General features: G+C 69.3%; 14 protein-coding genes and 1 tRNA gene. 11 read left to right on the forward strand and 4 right to left on the reverse strand.

Features of this window, described 5'->3' with window-relative positions; all coding sequences use genetic code 11:
* The first annotated feature begins 61 nt into the window (after positions 1–61).
* The 6 genes from mtrA (at position 62) to secA (ending at position 8,720) form a co-directional block, all read left to right on the forward strand.
* The gene (gene mtrA / locus ABFY20_RS05600) at positions 62–739 is read left to right on the forward strand and encodes an MtrAB system response regulator MtrA (RefSeq protein ID WP_368498953.1); all 678 of its coding nucleotides are present in this window, start codon (positions 62–64) and stop codon (positions 737–739) included.
* 10 nt (positions 740–749) lie between these two features.
* Entirely contained in the window at positions 750–2,438 is a 1,689-nt protein-coding gene (gene mtrB, locus ABFY20_RS05605; RefSeq protein WP_368498954.1) for an MtrAB system histidine kinase MtrB, read from the forward strand.
* Positions 2,435–4,147 (forward strand): GerMN domain-containing protein, encoded by a 1,713-nt coding sequence (locus ABFY20_RS05610; protein WP_368498955.1) that lies wholly within the window; start codon positions 2,435–2,437, stop codon positions 4,145–4,147. The genes mtrB and ABFY20_RS05610 overlap by 4 nt, the downstream gene beginning before the upstream one ends.
* An 87-nt stretch (positions 4,148–4,234) precedes the next feature.
* Positions 4,235–4,891 carry a ComF family protein gene (locus tag ABFY20_RS05615; RefSeq protein ID WP_368498956.1) on the forward strand — a complete coding sequence of 219 codons (657 nt, stop codon included), beginning with the start codon at positions 4,235–4,237 and terminating at the stop codon, positions 4,889–4,891.
* 108 nt (positions 4,892–4,999) lie between these two features.
* A complete protein-coding gene (gene raiA, locus ABFY20_RS05620; protein WP_368498957.1) occupies positions 5,000–5,707 on the forward strand; it encodes a ribosome-associated translation inhibitor RaiA in 708 nt (235 codons plus the stop codon).
* Between the two features lie 130 nt (positions 5,708–5,837).
* The gene (gene secA, locus ABFY20_RS05625) at positions 5,838–8,720 is read left to right on the forward strand and encodes a preprotein translocase subunit SecA (RefSeq protein ID WP_368498958.1); all 2,883 of its coding nucleotides are present in this window, start codon (positions 5,838–5,840) and stop codon (positions 8,718–8,720) included.
* Between the two features lie 64 nt (positions 8,721–8,784).
* Here secA and ABFY20_RS05630 read toward each other — a convergent pair whose 3' ends face one another.
* Positions 8,785–9,204, reverse strand: coding sequence for an Rv3235 family protein (locus ABFY20_RS05630; RefSeq protein WP_368498959.1), 420 nt, complete (start codon positions 9,202–9,204; stop codon positions 8,785–8,787).
* Positions 9,205–9,637: 433 nt separating this feature from the next.
* On the opposite strand from ABFY20_RS05630, the gene ABFY20_RS05635 reads away from it, so the two are divergent.
* A complete protein-coding gene (locus ABFY20_RS05635; protein ID WP_368498960.1) occupies positions 9,638–11,131 on the forward strand; it encodes a sensor histidine kinase in 1,494 nt (497 codons plus the stop codon).
* A gap of 456 nt (positions 11,132–11,587) precedes the next feature.
* Here the strand turns inward: ABFY20_RS05635 and ABFY20_RS05640 are convergent, their stop codons facing one another.
* Positions 11,588–11,836: a WhiB family transcriptional regulator gene (locus ABFY20_RS05640; RefSeq protein ID WP_077055322.1), complete on the reverse strand. Its 249-nt coding sequence runs from the start codon at positions 11,834–11,836 to the stop codon at positions 11,588–11,590.
* Positions 11,837–12,027: 191 nt separating this feature from the next.
* On the opposite strand from ABFY20_RS05640, the gene ABFY20_RS05645 reads away from it, so the two are divergent.
* Complete coding sequence (locus ABFY20_RS05645) at positions 12,028–12,474, forward strand: hypothetical protein (RefSeq protein WP_368498961.1); 447 nt, start codon at positions 12,028–12,030, stop codon at positions 12,472–12,474.
* 63 nt (positions 12,475–12,537) lie between these two features.
* On the opposite strand, the gene bcp is transcribed toward ABFY20_RS05645, so the two are convergent.
* The gene (bcp, locus tag ABFY20_RS05650) at positions 12,538–13,020 is read right to left on the reverse strand and encodes a thioredoxin-dependent thiol peroxidase (protein WP_368498962.1); all 483 of its coding nucleotides are present in this window, start codon (positions 13,018–13,020) and stop codon (positions 12,538–12,540) included.
* A gap of 113 nt (positions 13,021–13,133) precedes the next feature.
* On the opposite strand from bcp, the gene ABFY20_RS05655 reads away from it, so the two are divergent.
* Positions 13,134–13,658, forward strand: coding sequence for a septum formation family protein (locus ABFY20_RS05655; protein ID WP_368498963.1), 525 nt, complete (start codon positions 13,134–13,136; stop codon positions 13,656–13,658).
* 58 nt (positions 13,659–13,716) lie between these two features.
* A tRNA-Lys gene (locus ABFY20_RS05660) sits at positions 13,717–13,792 on the forward strand.
* 206 nt (positions 13,793–13,998) lie between these two features.
* Here the strand turns inward: ABFY20_RS05660 and ABFY20_RS05665 are convergent.
* Complete coding sequence (locus ABFY20_RS05665; RefSeq protein WP_368498964.1) at positions 13,999–14,490, reverse strand: N-acetyltransferase family protein; 492 nt, start codon at positions 14,488–14,490, stop codon at positions 13,999–14,001.
* A 192-nt stretch (positions 14,491–14,682) separates the two neighbouring features.
* On the opposite strand from ABFY20_RS05665, the gene ABFY20_RS05670 reads away from it, so the two are divergent.
* Positions 14,683–14,913 (forward strand): hypothetical protein, encoded by a 231-nt coding sequence (locus ABFY20_RS05670; protein ID WP_368498965.1) that lies wholly within the window; start codon positions 14,683–14,685, stop codon positions 14,911–14,913.

Raw genomic sequence — 14,913 nt, forward strand, 5'->3', positions numbered from 1 at the left:
GCGGGCCAAGGGCGACGGAGCCCGGGCCGGCCCCGCGAAAGAATGTGAGCGAGAACGGCCCATGGATCCTCGCATCCTCGTCGTCGACGACGACACCGCCCTGGCGGAGATGATCGGCATCGTGCTGCGCTCCGAGGGCTTCGACCCGCACTTCTGCGCCGACGGGGGCGAGGCGCTCGCCGCGTTCCGCGACGTCAAACCCGACCTCGTGCTGCTCGACCTCATGCTCCCCGGCCTCGACGGCATCGAGGTGTGCGGCCTCATCCGTGCCGAGTCGGGCACCCCCATCATCATGCTCACCGCCCGCACCGACACCTCCGACGTCGTGAAGGGTCTCGAGTCGGGGGCCGACGACTACGTCGTGAAGCCGTTCAACCCGAAGGAACTGGTGGCGCGCATCCGCACGCGCCTGCGGCCCACACCGGAGGCCTCGCCCGACCTGCTGCAGATCGGCGACCTGCGGCTCGACGTCGCCGGCCACGAGGTGCGCCGCGGCGACGAGCGCATCAACCTCACGCCGCTCGAGTTCGACCTGCTGCTCGCGCTCGCCTCGAAGCCGCAGCAGGTGTTCACCCGCGAGATGCTGCTCGAGCAGGTGTGGGGCTACCACTACAAGGCCGACACGCGCCTGGTGAACGTGCACGTGCAGCGGCTGCGCGCCAAGGTCGAGGAAGACCCCGACAACCCCACCATCGTCATGACGGTGCGCGGCGTGGGCTACCGCGCCGGCAGCGCCTGAACGCCCCCGCATGACGACGGGGCCGCAGACCCGGATGCGCGGGCGGGCGTGGCGAGACTGGCGCGGCTGGCCGCGTCGCGTCGTCGGCGTGTGGCGGCGGTCGCTGCAGTTCCGCACGGTGGTCATCACCGTGGTGCTCTCGGCACTCGCCGTCGTGGCGACGGGGGCCTACATGGCGGTGAGCATCGGCAACGATCTGTTCCAGTCGCGGTTGCAGCAGGTGCTGGTGGAGTCGAAGAACGCTGCGGGGGCCGCGCAGACCATCTTCGACTCCTCCGACTCCGCCGGTGAGGCCTCCACCATCTCGCTGCTCAACTCCGCGAAGTCGGCGATCATCGCCTCCTCCTCGTCCCGACTCATCGCGCTCTACGCCACCCCCGGCCAGACGACCGGCGGCACCACGGTGCTCTCCTTCGCGAGCCCCGAACTGGCGACCTCGGGGGTGATCACGCCCGAACTCCGCGACCAGGTCGCCGCCGACTCGGAGGGCACCCAGTACTGGCAGTCGGTCGAGCTCTCCAACGAGAACGGCGGCACCGACCCGGGCATCATCGTGGGCTCGCCGCTCACCATCCCCGGCGCCGGTGCCTTCGAGCTCTACATCGGCTACAACCTGGCCGAGGCGGAGCAGACGCTGGTGTTCGTGCAGCAGACCCTCTGGCTCGGCGGCCTCGCCCTGGTGGCGCTCATCGGGCTGGTGGCCTGGCTCATCGTGCGCCTCGTGGTGCAGCCCATCCGCATGGCCGCCGAGACCAGCGAGAAGCTCGCCGCCGGGCACCTCGAGGTGCGCATCCCGGAGCGAGGCGAAGACGTCATCTCCACCCTCGCCCGCTCGTTCAACGGCATGGCCGACAGCATGCAGTCGCAGATCACCCAGCTCGCCGAGCTCTCGCAGGTGCAGCAGCGCTTCGTCTCCGACGTCTCGCACGAGCTGCGCACGCCGCTCACCACCATCCGCCTGGCGGGAGACGTGCTCTACGACCAGCGCGAGAGCTTCCCGCCCGCCACCGGCCGCACCGCCGAGCTGCTGCACACGCAGACCGAGCGGTTCGAGCTGCTGCTCGCCGACCTGCTCGAGATCAGCCGCTTCGACGCCGGCTCGGCGCACCTCGACACCGAGCCCACGAACCTCGTGCGCCTCGCCGAAGACGCCATCGACCAGATGCAGTCGCTCGCCGAGGCGGCCGGCTCCGACCTCAGGCTGGTCGCGCCGGGAGGCTACTTCGAGGCGGAGGTCGACGGGCGACGCATCCGCCGCATCGTGCGGAACCTCCTCGGCAACGCCATCGAGCACGGTGAGGGGCGGCCGATCGTGGTGAGCGTCGACAGCGACGAGCAAGCGGTCGCGCTGTCGGTGCGCGACTACGGCAGCGGCATGACCGCCGACGACGCCGAGCGGGTGTTCGACAGGTTCTGGCGGGCCGACCCGTCGCGCAAACGGACGATCGGCGGCACCGGTCTGGGGCTCGCCATCTCGCTCGAAGACGCCACCCTGCACGGGGGAGCGCTCGAGGTCTGGTCGCGGCCGGGCGCGGGGAGCTGCTTCCGGCTCACGCTGCCGCGGGTGCAGACGAGGTCGTTCGCCTCGTCTCCGCTGCCGCTCGAACCCGACGACGCCTTCGGTGAGGCGCCCGCGGTGGCGGAGCTCCGACCGCCGCACCACGACGGGATCAGGGACGAACGGGGGAGCGGCGCATGACCGGAACTCTGAGACGCCTCCTGCGCGGCATCCTGTCGCTCGCCGGCGTCGGGCTGCTGCTCGTCGCGGTGGTCGCCTGCAGCGGCATCCCGCGGTCGGGGCCGGTGGAGGCGGGCGACGCCGTCGGCACCGACGACGACATCGACGTCATCTTCCTCGCAGCCGACCCGACGGCGGGGGCGACGCAGGAGCAGATCCTGAGCGGCTTCATCCTCGCCGCCAAGAGCCCCCAGGACGACTACGCCATCGCGCGCCGCTACCTCACCGACGAGGCTGCCGCGCTCTGGAAACCGAACGTCGAGACCACGGTCGACAGTGGCAACCGCAGCACCTCCGAGGTCAACGACAGCACGCTCGAACTCACCATCGCCCCGGTCGCCCAGGTCGACCAGAACGGCAGCTACACCCCGACCCTCTCCACCGCGCCCGCCCGCCTGCAGTTCAGCTTCCGGCAGGTCGACGGCGAGTGGCGCATCAGCGGACTCGACGACGGCATCGTCATCGAAGACGTCTTCTTCGAGCAGGTGTTCAGCTCGCACGCCCTCTACTTCTACGACCCGACCTTCACCTACCTGGTTCCCGACCTGCGCTGGTTCCCGTCGTCGACCTCGGTCGGCACCCGGGTCGTCAAGGCCCTGCTCGCAGGACCCACCGCGTGGCTCGGCGAGGGCGCCGTGGTCACCGCGTTCCCCGACGGCACCAACACCACGGCCGTGGTGACCTCAGGCGGCCAGACCCAGGTCGAGCTCTCCTCCAACGTGCTCCAGGCCGACGTGAACGACCTGCAGCGCATGCAGTACCAGCTGAGCGAGAGCCTCCGCGACCTCGCCTCGGCCTCGAACGTCACCATCACCGTCGACCAGAACACCGTCGCCATCCCGGGCTCGACGGTGAAACGACCGGATGCCGCACCGCGCGTCGACGCCCGTCCGCTGGTGCTCCGCGACGGCGTGTTCGGCTACCTCGGCGGAGATTCCGTGTCCCCGGTCGACGGCATCAGCGACGCGGTGGAGTCGCTCTCACCGGTCTCGGCCGCGTACTCCGAGACCTCCGGCACCGCTGCGGTGAAGGGTGCGACCGGTGCCGTGTTCGCCGTGAGGGCCGGCGCGGGCGGGGCGAACACAGCGGCGCTCTCGCCGCTCGATCAGCGGGCCGGGCTCATCGCACCCGCTGTCGACCCGTTCGGCTACGTGTGGTCGGTGCCGGCCGACGACCCGGCGGCGCTCGTGGCCTACGGCCCCGACTCGCAGGCGATCGACATCGCGACGGCCTGGGACGGTGCATCGGGTGTCACCTCGTTCGAGGTGTCGCGCGACGGCACCAGGGCGGTGGCGTCGCTCTCGCTCGACGGGGTGCCGAAGCTCGTGGTCGCCGCCGTCATCCGCAACGCCGAGGGGGTGCCCGAGCGGCTCGGCCAGGCCGTCGAGCTGATGAGCGCCCCTGGCGCCCCCGTGGGCGCCACCTGGGTCGACCAGTTCAGCGTCGCGGCGGCGAACGCGCTCCCCTCGGGGGAGGTGAGGGCCACGGCACAGCGGCTCGGGGGGAGGATGACCGCGCTCGGCTCCCCGGCCGACGCCGTCGGCCTCGCAGGCGGGAACGACATCGACGGACTGCGGGCCCTCACGGCCACGGGCGACATCCTGCAGCAGCAGGGGAGCGCCTGGCAGGTGACGGCGAGCGGGGTCACCAGGCTCGCGGTGCAGAACTGACTCCTCCCCAGGAGCGGGCGTGGTGGATTCGTCCACAGATGAGGTGCCGCCCCGCGCCGGGGCGGAGCGGTCGCGAAGGATCGAGGCATGACGCCACTCCTCACTTCCTGGCTGCTCGACGCGGCGGCCGTGCTCGCCCCGGTGTCGTGCGCTGGCTGCGGCCTCGACGGCCGCAGCGTCTGCACCCGATGCCGGGGAGCGCTCGACCCGTCGCTCCGGGTGGTCGACGTCGGCGGCCTCAAGGTCACGGCGGCCCTCGACTACGGCGGGGTGGTGTCGGCGTTGCTCGGCGCGGCGAAAGAGCACGGCAGGCCCGGCGTGCTGCGAGCGCTGGCGCCGCCGTTCCGTGCGGCCGTCGAGTCGGTGCTCAGCCAGACGACGGCGCCGGTGCTTGTGGTCGCGATCCCCTCGTCGGCGCAGGCGCGACGGGCACGCGGGTACCGCCCCGTCGAGACCCTGGTGCGCCTCGCCGGCCTGCGCCCCGCCGCGTCGGGATCGCTCCGCCAGACCCGCGAGGTCGACGACCAGGCGGGCCTGTCGGTCAGTGCCCGTCGGCGCAATCTGAGCGGTGCCCTCCGGGCCGGCGCGGCACTCCGGGAGCGCCGCGTACTGCTCGTCGACGACGTCGTCACGACCGGTTCGACGCTCCGCGAGGCGGCGCGGGCGGTCTCCGCGGCCGAGGGCCAAGTGGTCGGGGCGGCGTGTCTGGCACACACGGTCAAACGCAAGACGACGCCCAGGTGATTAATCGGTGACACTGCGGTGCAGGTCGCGGTAGCGTGAACGGCACAAGGCGCGAACGTTCCCGCCGCGTGCAGGATCCGCGTCATCACAACTGGCTAGGAGGTCTCCATGGAAATCAACATCACCGGAAGAAACCTAGGCATCACGGATCGCTTCCGCGAGTACGCGGGCGAGAAAGCGGAAAAGGTCGGTCATCTCGCCGACAAGGCACTCGCCCTCGAGATCAAGGTGAGCCGCCACAACACCTCGACGGGCTCGCAGAGCGGAGACGATCGCGTCGAGCTCACCCTCATCGGCCCCGGCCCCCTCGTGCGTGCTGAGAGCTCCGCGAGCGACAAGTACGCCGCGTTCGACCTCGCACTCGCCAAGCTGATGCAGCGGGTGCGGCGGGCCAAGGACCGCAAGAAGGTGCACCGCGGTCAGCACCGGCCGCTCTCCCTGCACGAGGCCAGCACCGACGGCTTCAGCGCGCTCGACGTGAGGCCCGCCGACGTGGAGGTGCTCACGGGCTCGCTCTCCGTCGTCGACGACGCGCCTGCCGACGCCGAAACGGGCGACGCCGCCGAGACCGACGAGTACTGCCCCGTCGTCATCCGCACGAAGGTCTTCGGAGCCACGCCCATGACCGTCGACGACGCGCTCTACCACATGGAGCTCGTCGGTCACGACTTCTACCTCTTCCTCGACGCGGAGTCCGGCCGGCCGAGCGTCGTCTACCGGCGCAAGGGCTGGGACTACGGGGTCATCGCCCTCGACGAGAACGCCGCCGCCTTCGCCGAGATCACGAACGAGACCGTCGAGGCCGCGGCGCGCTGACGCCGGCACGGGTGCTCTCCCGCTACGGTCGGAGCCTCGGCGAACGCCCCGCCGATGCCCAGGCACGAGCAACTAGTATGGTCATCGCCTGTGCGACGCGCCCAGGTACGACTGCAGTGGGAGAGACTCCGTGGCCTCAGTACTCGAAAAGGTCCTTCGTGTCGGCGAGGGCCGTACCCTCCGTAAGCTCCAGGCCTACGCGAAGGCCATCAACGCCCTCGAAGACGATTTCCAGGCCCTCAGCGACGAGGAACTGAAAGACGAGACTCCGCGTCTGCGCGAGCGCTACGAGTCGGGGGAGAGCCTCGACCACCTCCTGCCCGAGGCCTTCGCCGCCGTGCGGGAGGCCGCGCGCCGCACCCTCGGCCTCCGCCACTTCGACGTGCAGCTCATGGGTGGGGCGGCTCTTCACCTCGGCAACATCGCCGAGATGAAGACCGGTGAGGGCAAGACCCTCGTGGCCACCACTGCCGCCTACCTCAACGCCATCGCGGGCAAGGGCGTGCACGTCATCACAGTCAACGACTTCCTGGCCGGCTACCAGAGCGAACTGATGGGCCGTGTGTTCCGCGCCCTCGGCATGACCACGGGCTGCATCCTCGCGGGTCAGACCCCCGCCGAGCGTCGCGTGCAGTACGAGGCCGACATCACCTACGGCACGAACAACGAGTTCGGTTTCGACTATCTGCGCGACAACATGGCCTGGCAGGCCTCCGACATGGTGCAGCGCGGTCACTTCTTCGCCATCGTCGACGAGGTCGACTCCATCCTCATCGACGAGGCCCGCACCCCGCTCATCATCTCCGGTCCCGCCTCGGGCGAGGCCAACCGGTGGTTCAACGAGTTCGCCCAGATCGCCACGAAGCTGGTGGCGAACGAGGACTACGAGGTCGACGAGAAGAAGCGCACCGTCGGTGTGCTCGAGCCCGGCATCGAGAAGGTCGAGGACTACCTCGGCATCGACAACCTCTACGAGTCGGCGAACACCCCGCTCATCTCCTTCCTCAACAACGCCATCAAAGCGAAGGCGCTGTTCAAGAAGGACAAAGACTACGTGGTGCTGAACGGCGAGGTGCTGATCGTCGACGAGCACACCGGCCGCATCCTGGCCGGTCGCCGCTACAACGAGGGCATCCACCAGGCGATCGAGGCCAAGGAGGGCGTCGCCGTCAAGGCCGAGAACCAGACGCTCGCCACGGTGACGCTGCAGAACTACTTCCGGCTCTACGAGAAGCTCTCCGGCATGACCGGTACCGCCGAGACCGAGGCCGCCGAGTTCATGTCGACCTACAAGCTCGGTGTGGTGGCCATCCCCACCAACCGCCCGATGCAGCGCATCGACCAGCCCGACCTGGTGTACAAGAACGAGCAGTCGAAGTTCGATCAGGTCGTCGAAGACATCGTCGCGCGCCACGAGAAGGGCCAGCCGGTGCTGGTCGGCACCACGAGCGTGGAGAAGAGCGAGTACCTCTCGAGGCTCCTCGCCAAGCGCGGTGTGCGCCACGAGGTGCTGAACGCGAAGAACCACGCCCGTGAGGCGGCCATCGTCGCCCAGGCGGGTCGCCACGGCGCGGTCACGGTGGCCACCAACATGGCGGGTCGAGGCACCGACATCATGCTCGGCGGCAACGCCGAGTTCCTCGCGGTCGCCGAGATGAACGCCCGCGGCCTCAGCCCCGTCGACACCCCCGAGGAGTACGAGGAGGCCTGGGACGAGGTGTTCGCCTCGGTCAAGGCCGAGGTCGACACCGAGGCCGAGCGCGTCATCGCCGCCGGCGGCCTCTACGTGCTCGGCACCGAGCGGCACGAGTCGCGCCGCATCGACAACCAGCTGCGCGGTCGCAGCGGCCGTCAGGGCGACCCGGGCGAGAGCCGGTTCTACCTCTCGCTCACCGACGACCTGATGCGGCTGTTCAACGCCGGCGCCGCTGAGAGCCTGATGGGCCGCTCGAGCGTGCCCGACGACCTCGCCATCGAGTCGAAGGTGGTCTCGCGCGCCATCCGCAGCGCCCAGTCGCAGGTCGAGAGCCGCAACGCCGAGATCCGCAAGAACGTGCTGAAGTACGACGACGTGCTCAACCGGCAGCGCGAGGCGATCTACAGCGATCGCCGACACATCCTCGAGGGCGACAACCTCCAAGACCGGGCGCAGAAGTTCCTCGAAGACGTGGTCGAGGAGATCATCAACGACCACGCGGGCAACGGCAGCGGCGACGACTGGGACTACGACGCGCTCTGGGCCGAGCTCAAGACGCTCTACCCCATCTCGATCTCGGTCGACGAAGTGGTGGCGGAGGCCGGCAGCAAGGGCCGCGTGAGCCGCGACTTCATCACACGCGAGGTGCTCTCCGACGCCAAGCTCGCCTATCAGCGCCGCGAGGAGACCCTCGGCGAGCCCGCCATGCGCGAGCTCGAACGACGCGTCGTGCTCTCGGTCATCGACCGCCGCTGGCGTGACCACCTCTACGAGATGGACTACCTCAAAGACGGCATCGGCCTCCGGGCCATGGCGCAGCGCGACCCGCTGGTCGAGTACCAGCGTGAGGGTTTCGCGCTGTTCCAGTCGATGATGGGGCAGATCCGCGAAGAGACCGTGGGCTTCCTGTTCAACCTCGAGGTCGAGGTCAACGCGACGCCGAACGCCGTGGGCACCCCTACCGTCGAGGCGAAGGGGCTCAGCCAGCCGGCAGCCCCCACGGAGAAGCTGAGCTTCTCGGCGCCGAGCGACTCCGGCGGTGTCGAGGTGCGCAACCAGAAGGGGCAGATCGAGCAGGCTGCCACCGCCAGGGCGCAGCAGGCGGAGGAAAAGGCGACGCCGACGGCATCCAGCTCGTTCAGCCGCAGCGGTGCCGCTGCCCCGGCTCAGGGCGGCACTGCTCGCCAGGGCTCTGGCGACGGCGCCGGGTCGTCGGCCCAGCGTTCAGCTCCGAGCCAGGGCTCGGGTACGGGCTCCGGCGCGGGGGGTTCGAACAACCGTGCACAGCGTCGGGCGCAGGGCAAGAAGAAGCGCTGAGTCTGTGCGGCCGTGAACAGCGGCCGAACAGTCGTTCCTCCTCGCGATCCGCGTCGACCGCGACTCAGAGCACGTGGACGGCGCACGCCCTCCAGCGCGTGTCGAGCGCCTCGAGCCGCAGCGCGATGGCGCGGGAGCGTGCCCGCCCGTGGATGATGACGACCGCCTCGACGATTCCGCTCTCGGGTTCGCAGATGACCGTGCTGCCCATGGTGAAGATCGGCCGGCTGGGCGACTCGGCTCGCACACGCCTGGCACGTTGCGACAGCACCACGCGCTTCAGCAGATGCGAATACACCTCTGCCGTCAGCCAGCGGGCGATCTGATCGAGATCGCGGGTGCCCGCGAGGATCTCGACCACGCACCGGGCGAGGGCCTCCGCCAGCGGACGCGGGTCGGGCAGCCGCCGCGGGGGCGGTGGCGACTGCGGCGGACTCTCGACGAACGAAGGCGTAGGTGCGAGGACTGTCGCGTGCGAGGGCATGGAGCTCCTTCGTGCTGATGAGCTCCCGCCGCGGCGAAGCTCGACGTCGATCGGCGAGTCACCCCATGTGTTCTCGCCCTCCGACCTCGCAGTCGAGCTTTCGATGAGAAAAGCTCGACTCGGTGTCGGAGGTTGTCACTCAACCAGGGTCGACAGACGTTGTCCAGAAGCGTTTGTGCCCTGTGGACGGCGCTGCCGGACCGACCCGATGAGTGGAAACTGCTCATACCGACGGGCGACTCGCGAATGGTGGAATCTCTTGTGCGAGCGCACGAAGCTTCCGGCCGGGAACCCGTCCCCGACCTGCCGAGTCCCGGCCGGAGCCACGCGACTCCCGTGGCCGGTTCGTAGGGAAACTCGGCCACGGGAGTCTTCGCCCCGGAGTCTTCGGCTCTGATCTCTCCGTCAGTCGGGTCATCGTAGGCTAGGGGTCGTGTCAACACTCAGCGACCTCGTCTCCACGCACGGCAGCTCCACCGAGGCCGATGTCGACTGGTTGCACCTCCTGGTCAGCGACTGCCAGCTCCTCGCCGACCTGGCCTTCGCCGACATCGTGCTGTGGGTGCCCACGAACGACGGCACCTTCGTGGCCGTCGCGCACTCCCGCCCGTCGAGCTCGGCGACGCTGTTCTACCGCGACTTCGTGGGGCAGACCATCAAGCCCGAATGGCGCAAGCAGGTCACCGACGCCTTCGAGAGCGCCCAGATCGTCGACACCGCGGCACCCGACTGGTACGAGGAGACGCCCACCCGCGTGCGTGCGGTTCCGGTGCTCCGGCGACTGTCGGCGTCGGAGCAGACCACCACCGACAGGCCGATCGCCGTCATCACGCGGCACACCAACCTCAGCGAGGCCCGCACGCCGAGCCGCCAGGAGCTCACCTTCAACGAGTGCGCGAACGACCTCTTCGCCATGATCGCGGCGGGCGACTTCCCCGACCTCGGTGCACCGACAGGCCCTCGCCGTGGAGCCCCCCGCGCATCCGACGGTCTGATGCGGCTCGACGTCGACGGAATCGTCACCTTCGCGAGCCCCAACGGCCTCTCGGCCTTCAACCGCATGGGCTTCGCGGGCGAGCTCGAAGGTCAGTCGCTGGCCGAGGTGACGACGGGTCTGCTGAGCGGGAGGCTCATCGTCGACGAGTCGCTGCCCCTCGTGGTCACCGGCCGGGCTCCGTGGCGAACCGACATCGAGGCGAGGGGCGTGACGGTGTCGCTCCGCGCGATCCCGCTCCGCACCCGCGGGCACCGCTTCGGGGCGATCGTGCTGAGCCGCGACGTCACCGAGCTGCGGCACCAGGAGCGCGAGCTCATCACCAAAGACGCGACGATTCGCGAGATCCACCATCGGGTGAAGAACAACCTGCAGACGGTGGCGTCGCTGCTGCGCATCCAGGCGCGACGCACGCATTCCGACGAGGCTCGGGATGCGCTCACCCAGGCCATGCGCCGCGTCGCCGCGATCGCCGTGGTGCACGACACCCTCTCGGAGGGGCTCAATCAGCGGGTCGACTTCGACACGGTGTTCGATCGGGTGCTGCTGCTCGTCGCGGAGGTGGCGTCGGCGCACAACACCACCGTGCATCCGAAGTCGTCGGGGAGCTTCGGGGTGCTGCCGAGCGAGTACGCCACGCCGCTCGCGCTCGCGCTCACCGAACTCGTCACGAACGCCGTGGAGCACGGGCTCGCCGGGCAGGAGGGCGAGGTCGAGATCGTCGCCACCCGTTCGGAGGAAACGCTGACGGTCGAGGTGAAGGACAGCGGAACCGGTTTGCCTGAGGGCAAGGTCGGCTCCGGGCTCGGAACCCAGATCGTGCGCACGCTCATTCAGGGGGAGCTCGGCGGCACGATCGACTGGCACACGATGGTGGGCAGCGGAACGGTCGTGACGATCGAGATCCCGTTCAGGTGGCTGAAGAAGCCCTGACCCTCAGGTGGCGCGGCGGCTCAGGAGGCGCGGCGCGCCCTCGCGGCGTGCGAAGCGGCAGCTTCGCGGCGGGCGCGGTAGCGCCTGCACGATCAGGAGGCGCGGCGCGCCCTTGCGGCGTGCGCGAAGTGCCAGGTTCGCGGCGGGCGCGGTAGCGCCTGCACGATCAGGAGGCGCGGCGCGCCCTCGCGGCGTGCGAAGCGGCAGCTTCGCGGCGGGCGCGGTAGCGCCTGCACGATCAGGAGGCGCGGCGCGCCCTCGCGGCGTGCGAAGCGGCAGCTTCGCGGCGGGCGCGGTAGCGCCTGCACGATCAGGAGGCGCGGCGCGCCCTCGCGGCGTGCGAAGCGGCAGCTTCGCGGCGGGCGCGGTAGCGCCTGCACGATCAGGAGGCGCGGCGCGCCCTTGCGGCGTGCGCGAAGTGCCAGGTTCGCGGCGGGCGCGGTAGCGCCTGCACGATCAGGAGGCGCGGCGCGCCCTTGCGGCGCGACGCTTCAGCGCGCGGCGCTCGTCTTCGCTGAGGCCACCCCAGACTCCGGAGTCCTGACCGGTCTCGAGGGCGTACTGGAGGCAGACCTCGGTGACGGAGCAGCGGGCGCAGACGGCTTTGGCCTTGTCGATCTGGTCGACGGCAGGCCCGGTGTTCCCGACGGGGAAGAACAGTTCGGGGTCTGCGGTCAGGCAGGCGGCTTTGTCGCGCCAATCCATAAGCGGGTGCTCCTTATAGCCAGGGTGCATCGGTCGAATGACCAGGTGATTCGGGTGAGAAGGTCAATGGCACGGTGGACGCTGCAGCCAGAGGAGGCTGCACCCGCTCACGTCACTGTGAGCAACATTGACCTCGAATATGGTCGCATACTGGTATTTGCAAAATCAAGGCTTTTCTATGGAGTACGGGCATGACCGACGAGATGAACGACACTCCGACATCGGATGAATCTTCGGTGTCATCAGGTGCTCGACCGGCGCGTCGGCCGGTGCTGCTGGTGCTCCTCGCGATCATCGTCGGTGCCGAGGCACTCGTGATGGCGGGGGTCGTGCTGTGGCTCGTCGTCGAGCTTCTCACCGATAGACCGGCGTCGTACGAGACCGCGATGGCCATCCTCGTGCTGGCGGCGATCGCCGCCGTCTTCCTGGCGTTCGTCGCTGTTCACACGCTCCGTGCCAGGCCGTGGACGAGGGCGGCCACCCTGGTCTGGCAGCTCCTCCAGATCGTGATCGCGATCGGGTGCTTCCAGGGTCTCGTGGCGTCACCCGAGGTGGGCTGGTACCTGCTCGTCCCTGCGGTGCTCAGCCTGGTGTTGCTGTTCTCGCCGACCGTCGTCGCGGCGACCCGGCGGCTCTGACCAGCCCCGCGCATCCTTCTGCAGCGGAAGGGCGGCGGTGCCGCCGGGCTCCCGCCCGACGCCTCAGGCGTCGATGCCGAGCTTCTTACGCAGCGACGCCACGTGGCCGGTCGCCTTCACGTTGTAGAGAGCGAGCGTCACGACGCCCTGCTCGTCGATGACGAAGGTCGAGCGGATGACGCCCACCACCGTCTTGCCGTAGAGCGACTTCTCTCCCCAGGCGCTGTAGAGCTCGTGCACGGCCGAGTCGGGGTCGGAGAGGAGGGTGAAGTTCAGCCCCTGCTCGTCGACGAAGCCGCGGAGCTTCGCGGGCTTGTCGCGCGATACCCCGAGCACGGTGTACCCGGCGCTCTTCAGCGAGTTGAGGTTGTCACGGAAGTCGCAGGCCTCGGTGGTGCACCCGGGGGTGCCGGCCTCGGGGTAGAAGTACAGGATGACCCGCTGGCCGCGGTAGTCGGCGAGCGATCGCGAGACGCCGTCTTCGTCGACGAGGGTGAACTCGGGGGCGGTGTCGCCGGCCTGGAGGCGCGCTGTCGTGTCGGTCATGCCTCCAGTATCCCAGGGCTCGGCAGTCGCGATGGACGATCCCCGTCCGGGAAGATCCCTTGAGTAGAAATTGCTCAGAACCCACCCCGTCCGATCCCTGGGAACCTACCCCCATGACCCTCCATTCCCTGCACCGCACCCTCCGCACAGCGGCCCTCACCAGCCTCACCGGCGTCGTTCTCGTCGCCCTCGCCGGCTGCATCACACTGCCCACCCCGTCGAGCGACGACGGCCCCGGCTCTCCCGCGACCTCAGACTCCGCGCCGGCCGGCTCGGAGACCACCGACGTCTTCCTGCTCTCCGTCGGCGACTGCTTCGACGAGGGGGAGTCGCAGTCGGTGCAAGACGTGCAGAAGGTCGACTGCGCGGCCGCGCACGACTACGAGGTCTACGAGGCTTTCGACATCCCGGGCGACGACTACCCCGGCGACGAGGCGGTCGACGAGGCGGCCACGAACGGCTGCGGTGCCTCCTTCGCGACGTTCATCGGCATTCCCTACGAGCAGTCCGCGTACGACTTCAACCACCTCACCCCGACCGCGGATTCGTGGACGAAGGGCGGAGACCACGAGGTGCTCTGCCTCGTCTACGACCCTTCCAACAAGGTCTCCGGCTCGCTCGAGGGCGCCGCATCCTGACCGGTTCGCGCACCCCGCCCGAGCATGCTAATGTTGACGACTGGCCCGCTCGGGCCACGCACCTCTAGCTCAATCGGCAGAGCAACTGACTCTTAATCAGTGGGTTCAGGGTTCAAGTCCCTGGGGGTGCACCACACGACAAAGGCCCCGATTCTCTGCACGTGCAGGGATCGGGGCCTTTCGCGTTCTCGCCCGCCATTCCGCCGCGTGTAGAAGCCTGCATCCTTTTTGACGGAGTGGCGCACCGCAGTGATCCGGGACTTCTTGCGCCCGACTCGTCGTCACTCCTCGCAGCCAGTGGCGGGTGGGTGCTCGTGGACATCGGCACCCTCTGACGTGCTCAGGCTGTCCGCAGAGTTCTCACGAACGCGCGGGTGGGCAGCCTCCACAGCGGATGCTCGTAGACCTCGCCGCTGGGCACCCAGCCTTCGCTCTCGTAGAGATGGACAGCGATCGCGTTGTCGAGGCGGGCGTGAAGCACGGCCCGCCCGTAGCCGAGAGCGGCGAGGTCGCGGCTCGCAGCGCGCAGGAGCGCACGGCCGAGGCCGCGGCCTTGTCTCTCTGGTTCTGTTGCGATCAGTCCGAGTACCGCTGCGTCGTACGGATCGGCCCCTCGGCCGCTGCGCAGCCTGGTGGAGAGGGCGAACCCGTCGACCCGATCGCGGTCGCCTGCGATCAGCCAGCTGACGCATTCGTCGAACTTGGGCCTCGCCCGGTCGGCCACCCCCTCCACGGCGCGACCGTCGCGCGCGGCGCACGCGGCCACCCAGAGGGCGAGGCACTGTTCCCTGTCGCCGGTCGTGCCCTGCCGCAGTCGGATGCTCATGGTCATCCCGCACTGTAAGGCGTCGGTTGCGACGATCCGCCGCGCACCGCTGGCGGGCCGTCTCGCTCTGCTCGTTGTCCTGTAAGCGCACACTCGCACACCGGGCGCGCCCGCGACGGCCGCGGGAAGCACGGCTCCCGGATATGCTGCGAGGAACGTCGTGGCCGTCTCGGTCTCTTCTGAGAGACAGGAATCGCTTTGCCCTATCGCAACCTCCCCGGAACCCGATTCACGGTGATCGCCACCGGCCTCCAGGGTGTCATCGTGGGCTCCACGAGCGACGACTACCTGCGTGTCATCCTCGACGGCGTCGACGCGGTCACCGAGTTCCCGCTGCACGAACTCGACATCGGCGATCAGCTCAGCGTGCGGCAATCGAAGAGATGGGTGTCACAGCATGCCGAACGGTCCGAGCCGCCCCAGCGGTGA

The sequence above is a fragment of the Herbiconiux sp. A18JL235 genome, from assembly GCF_040939305.1.
GTDB lineage: Bacteria > Actinomycetota > Actinomycetes > Actinomycetales > Microbacteriaceae > Herbiconiux.

Coding starts and splice junctions, on each gene's coding strand:
- mtrA (WP_368498953.1), top strand. CDS start 62: ATGGATCCTCGCATCCTCGTCGTCGACGACGACACCGCCCTGGCGGAG.
- mtrB (WP_368498954.1), top strand. CDS start 750: ATGACGACGGGGCCGCAGACCCGGATGCGCGGGCGGGCGTGGCGAGAC.
- ABFY20_RS05610 (WP_368498955.1), top strand. CDS start 2,435: ATGACCGGAACTCTGAGACGCCTCCTGCGCGGCATCCTGTCGCTCGCC.
- ABFY20_RS05615 (WP_368498956.1), top strand. CDS start 4,235: ATGACGCCACTCCTCACTTCCTGGCTGCTCGACGCGGCGGCCGTGCTC.
- raiA (WP_368498957.1), top strand. CDS start 5,000: ATGGAAATCAACATCACCGGAAGAAACCTAGGCATCACGGATCGCTTC.
- ABFY20_RS05630 (WP_368498959.1), bottom strand. CDS start 9,204: ATGCCCTCGCACGCGACAGTCCTCGCACCTACGCCTTCGTTCGTCGAG.
- ABFY20_RS05640 (WP_077055322.1), bottom strand. CDS start 11,836: ATGGATTGGCGCGACAAAGCCGCCTGCCTGACCGCAGACCCCGAACTG.
- ABFY20_RS05645 (WP_368498961.1), top strand. CDS start 12,028: ATGACCGACGAGATGAACGACACTCCGACATCGGATGAATCTTCGGTG.
- bcp (WP_368498962.1), bottom strand. CDS start 13,020: ATGACCGACACGACAGCGCGCCTCCAGGCCGGCGACACCGCCCCCGAG.
- ABFY20_RS05655 (WP_368498963.1), top strand. CDS start 13,134: ATGACCCTCCATTCCCTGCACCGCACCCTCCGCACAGCGGCCCTCACC.
- ABFY20_RS05665 (WP_368498964.1), bottom strand. CDS start 14,490: ATGACCATGAGCATCCGACTGCGGCAGGGCACGACCGGCGACAGGGAA.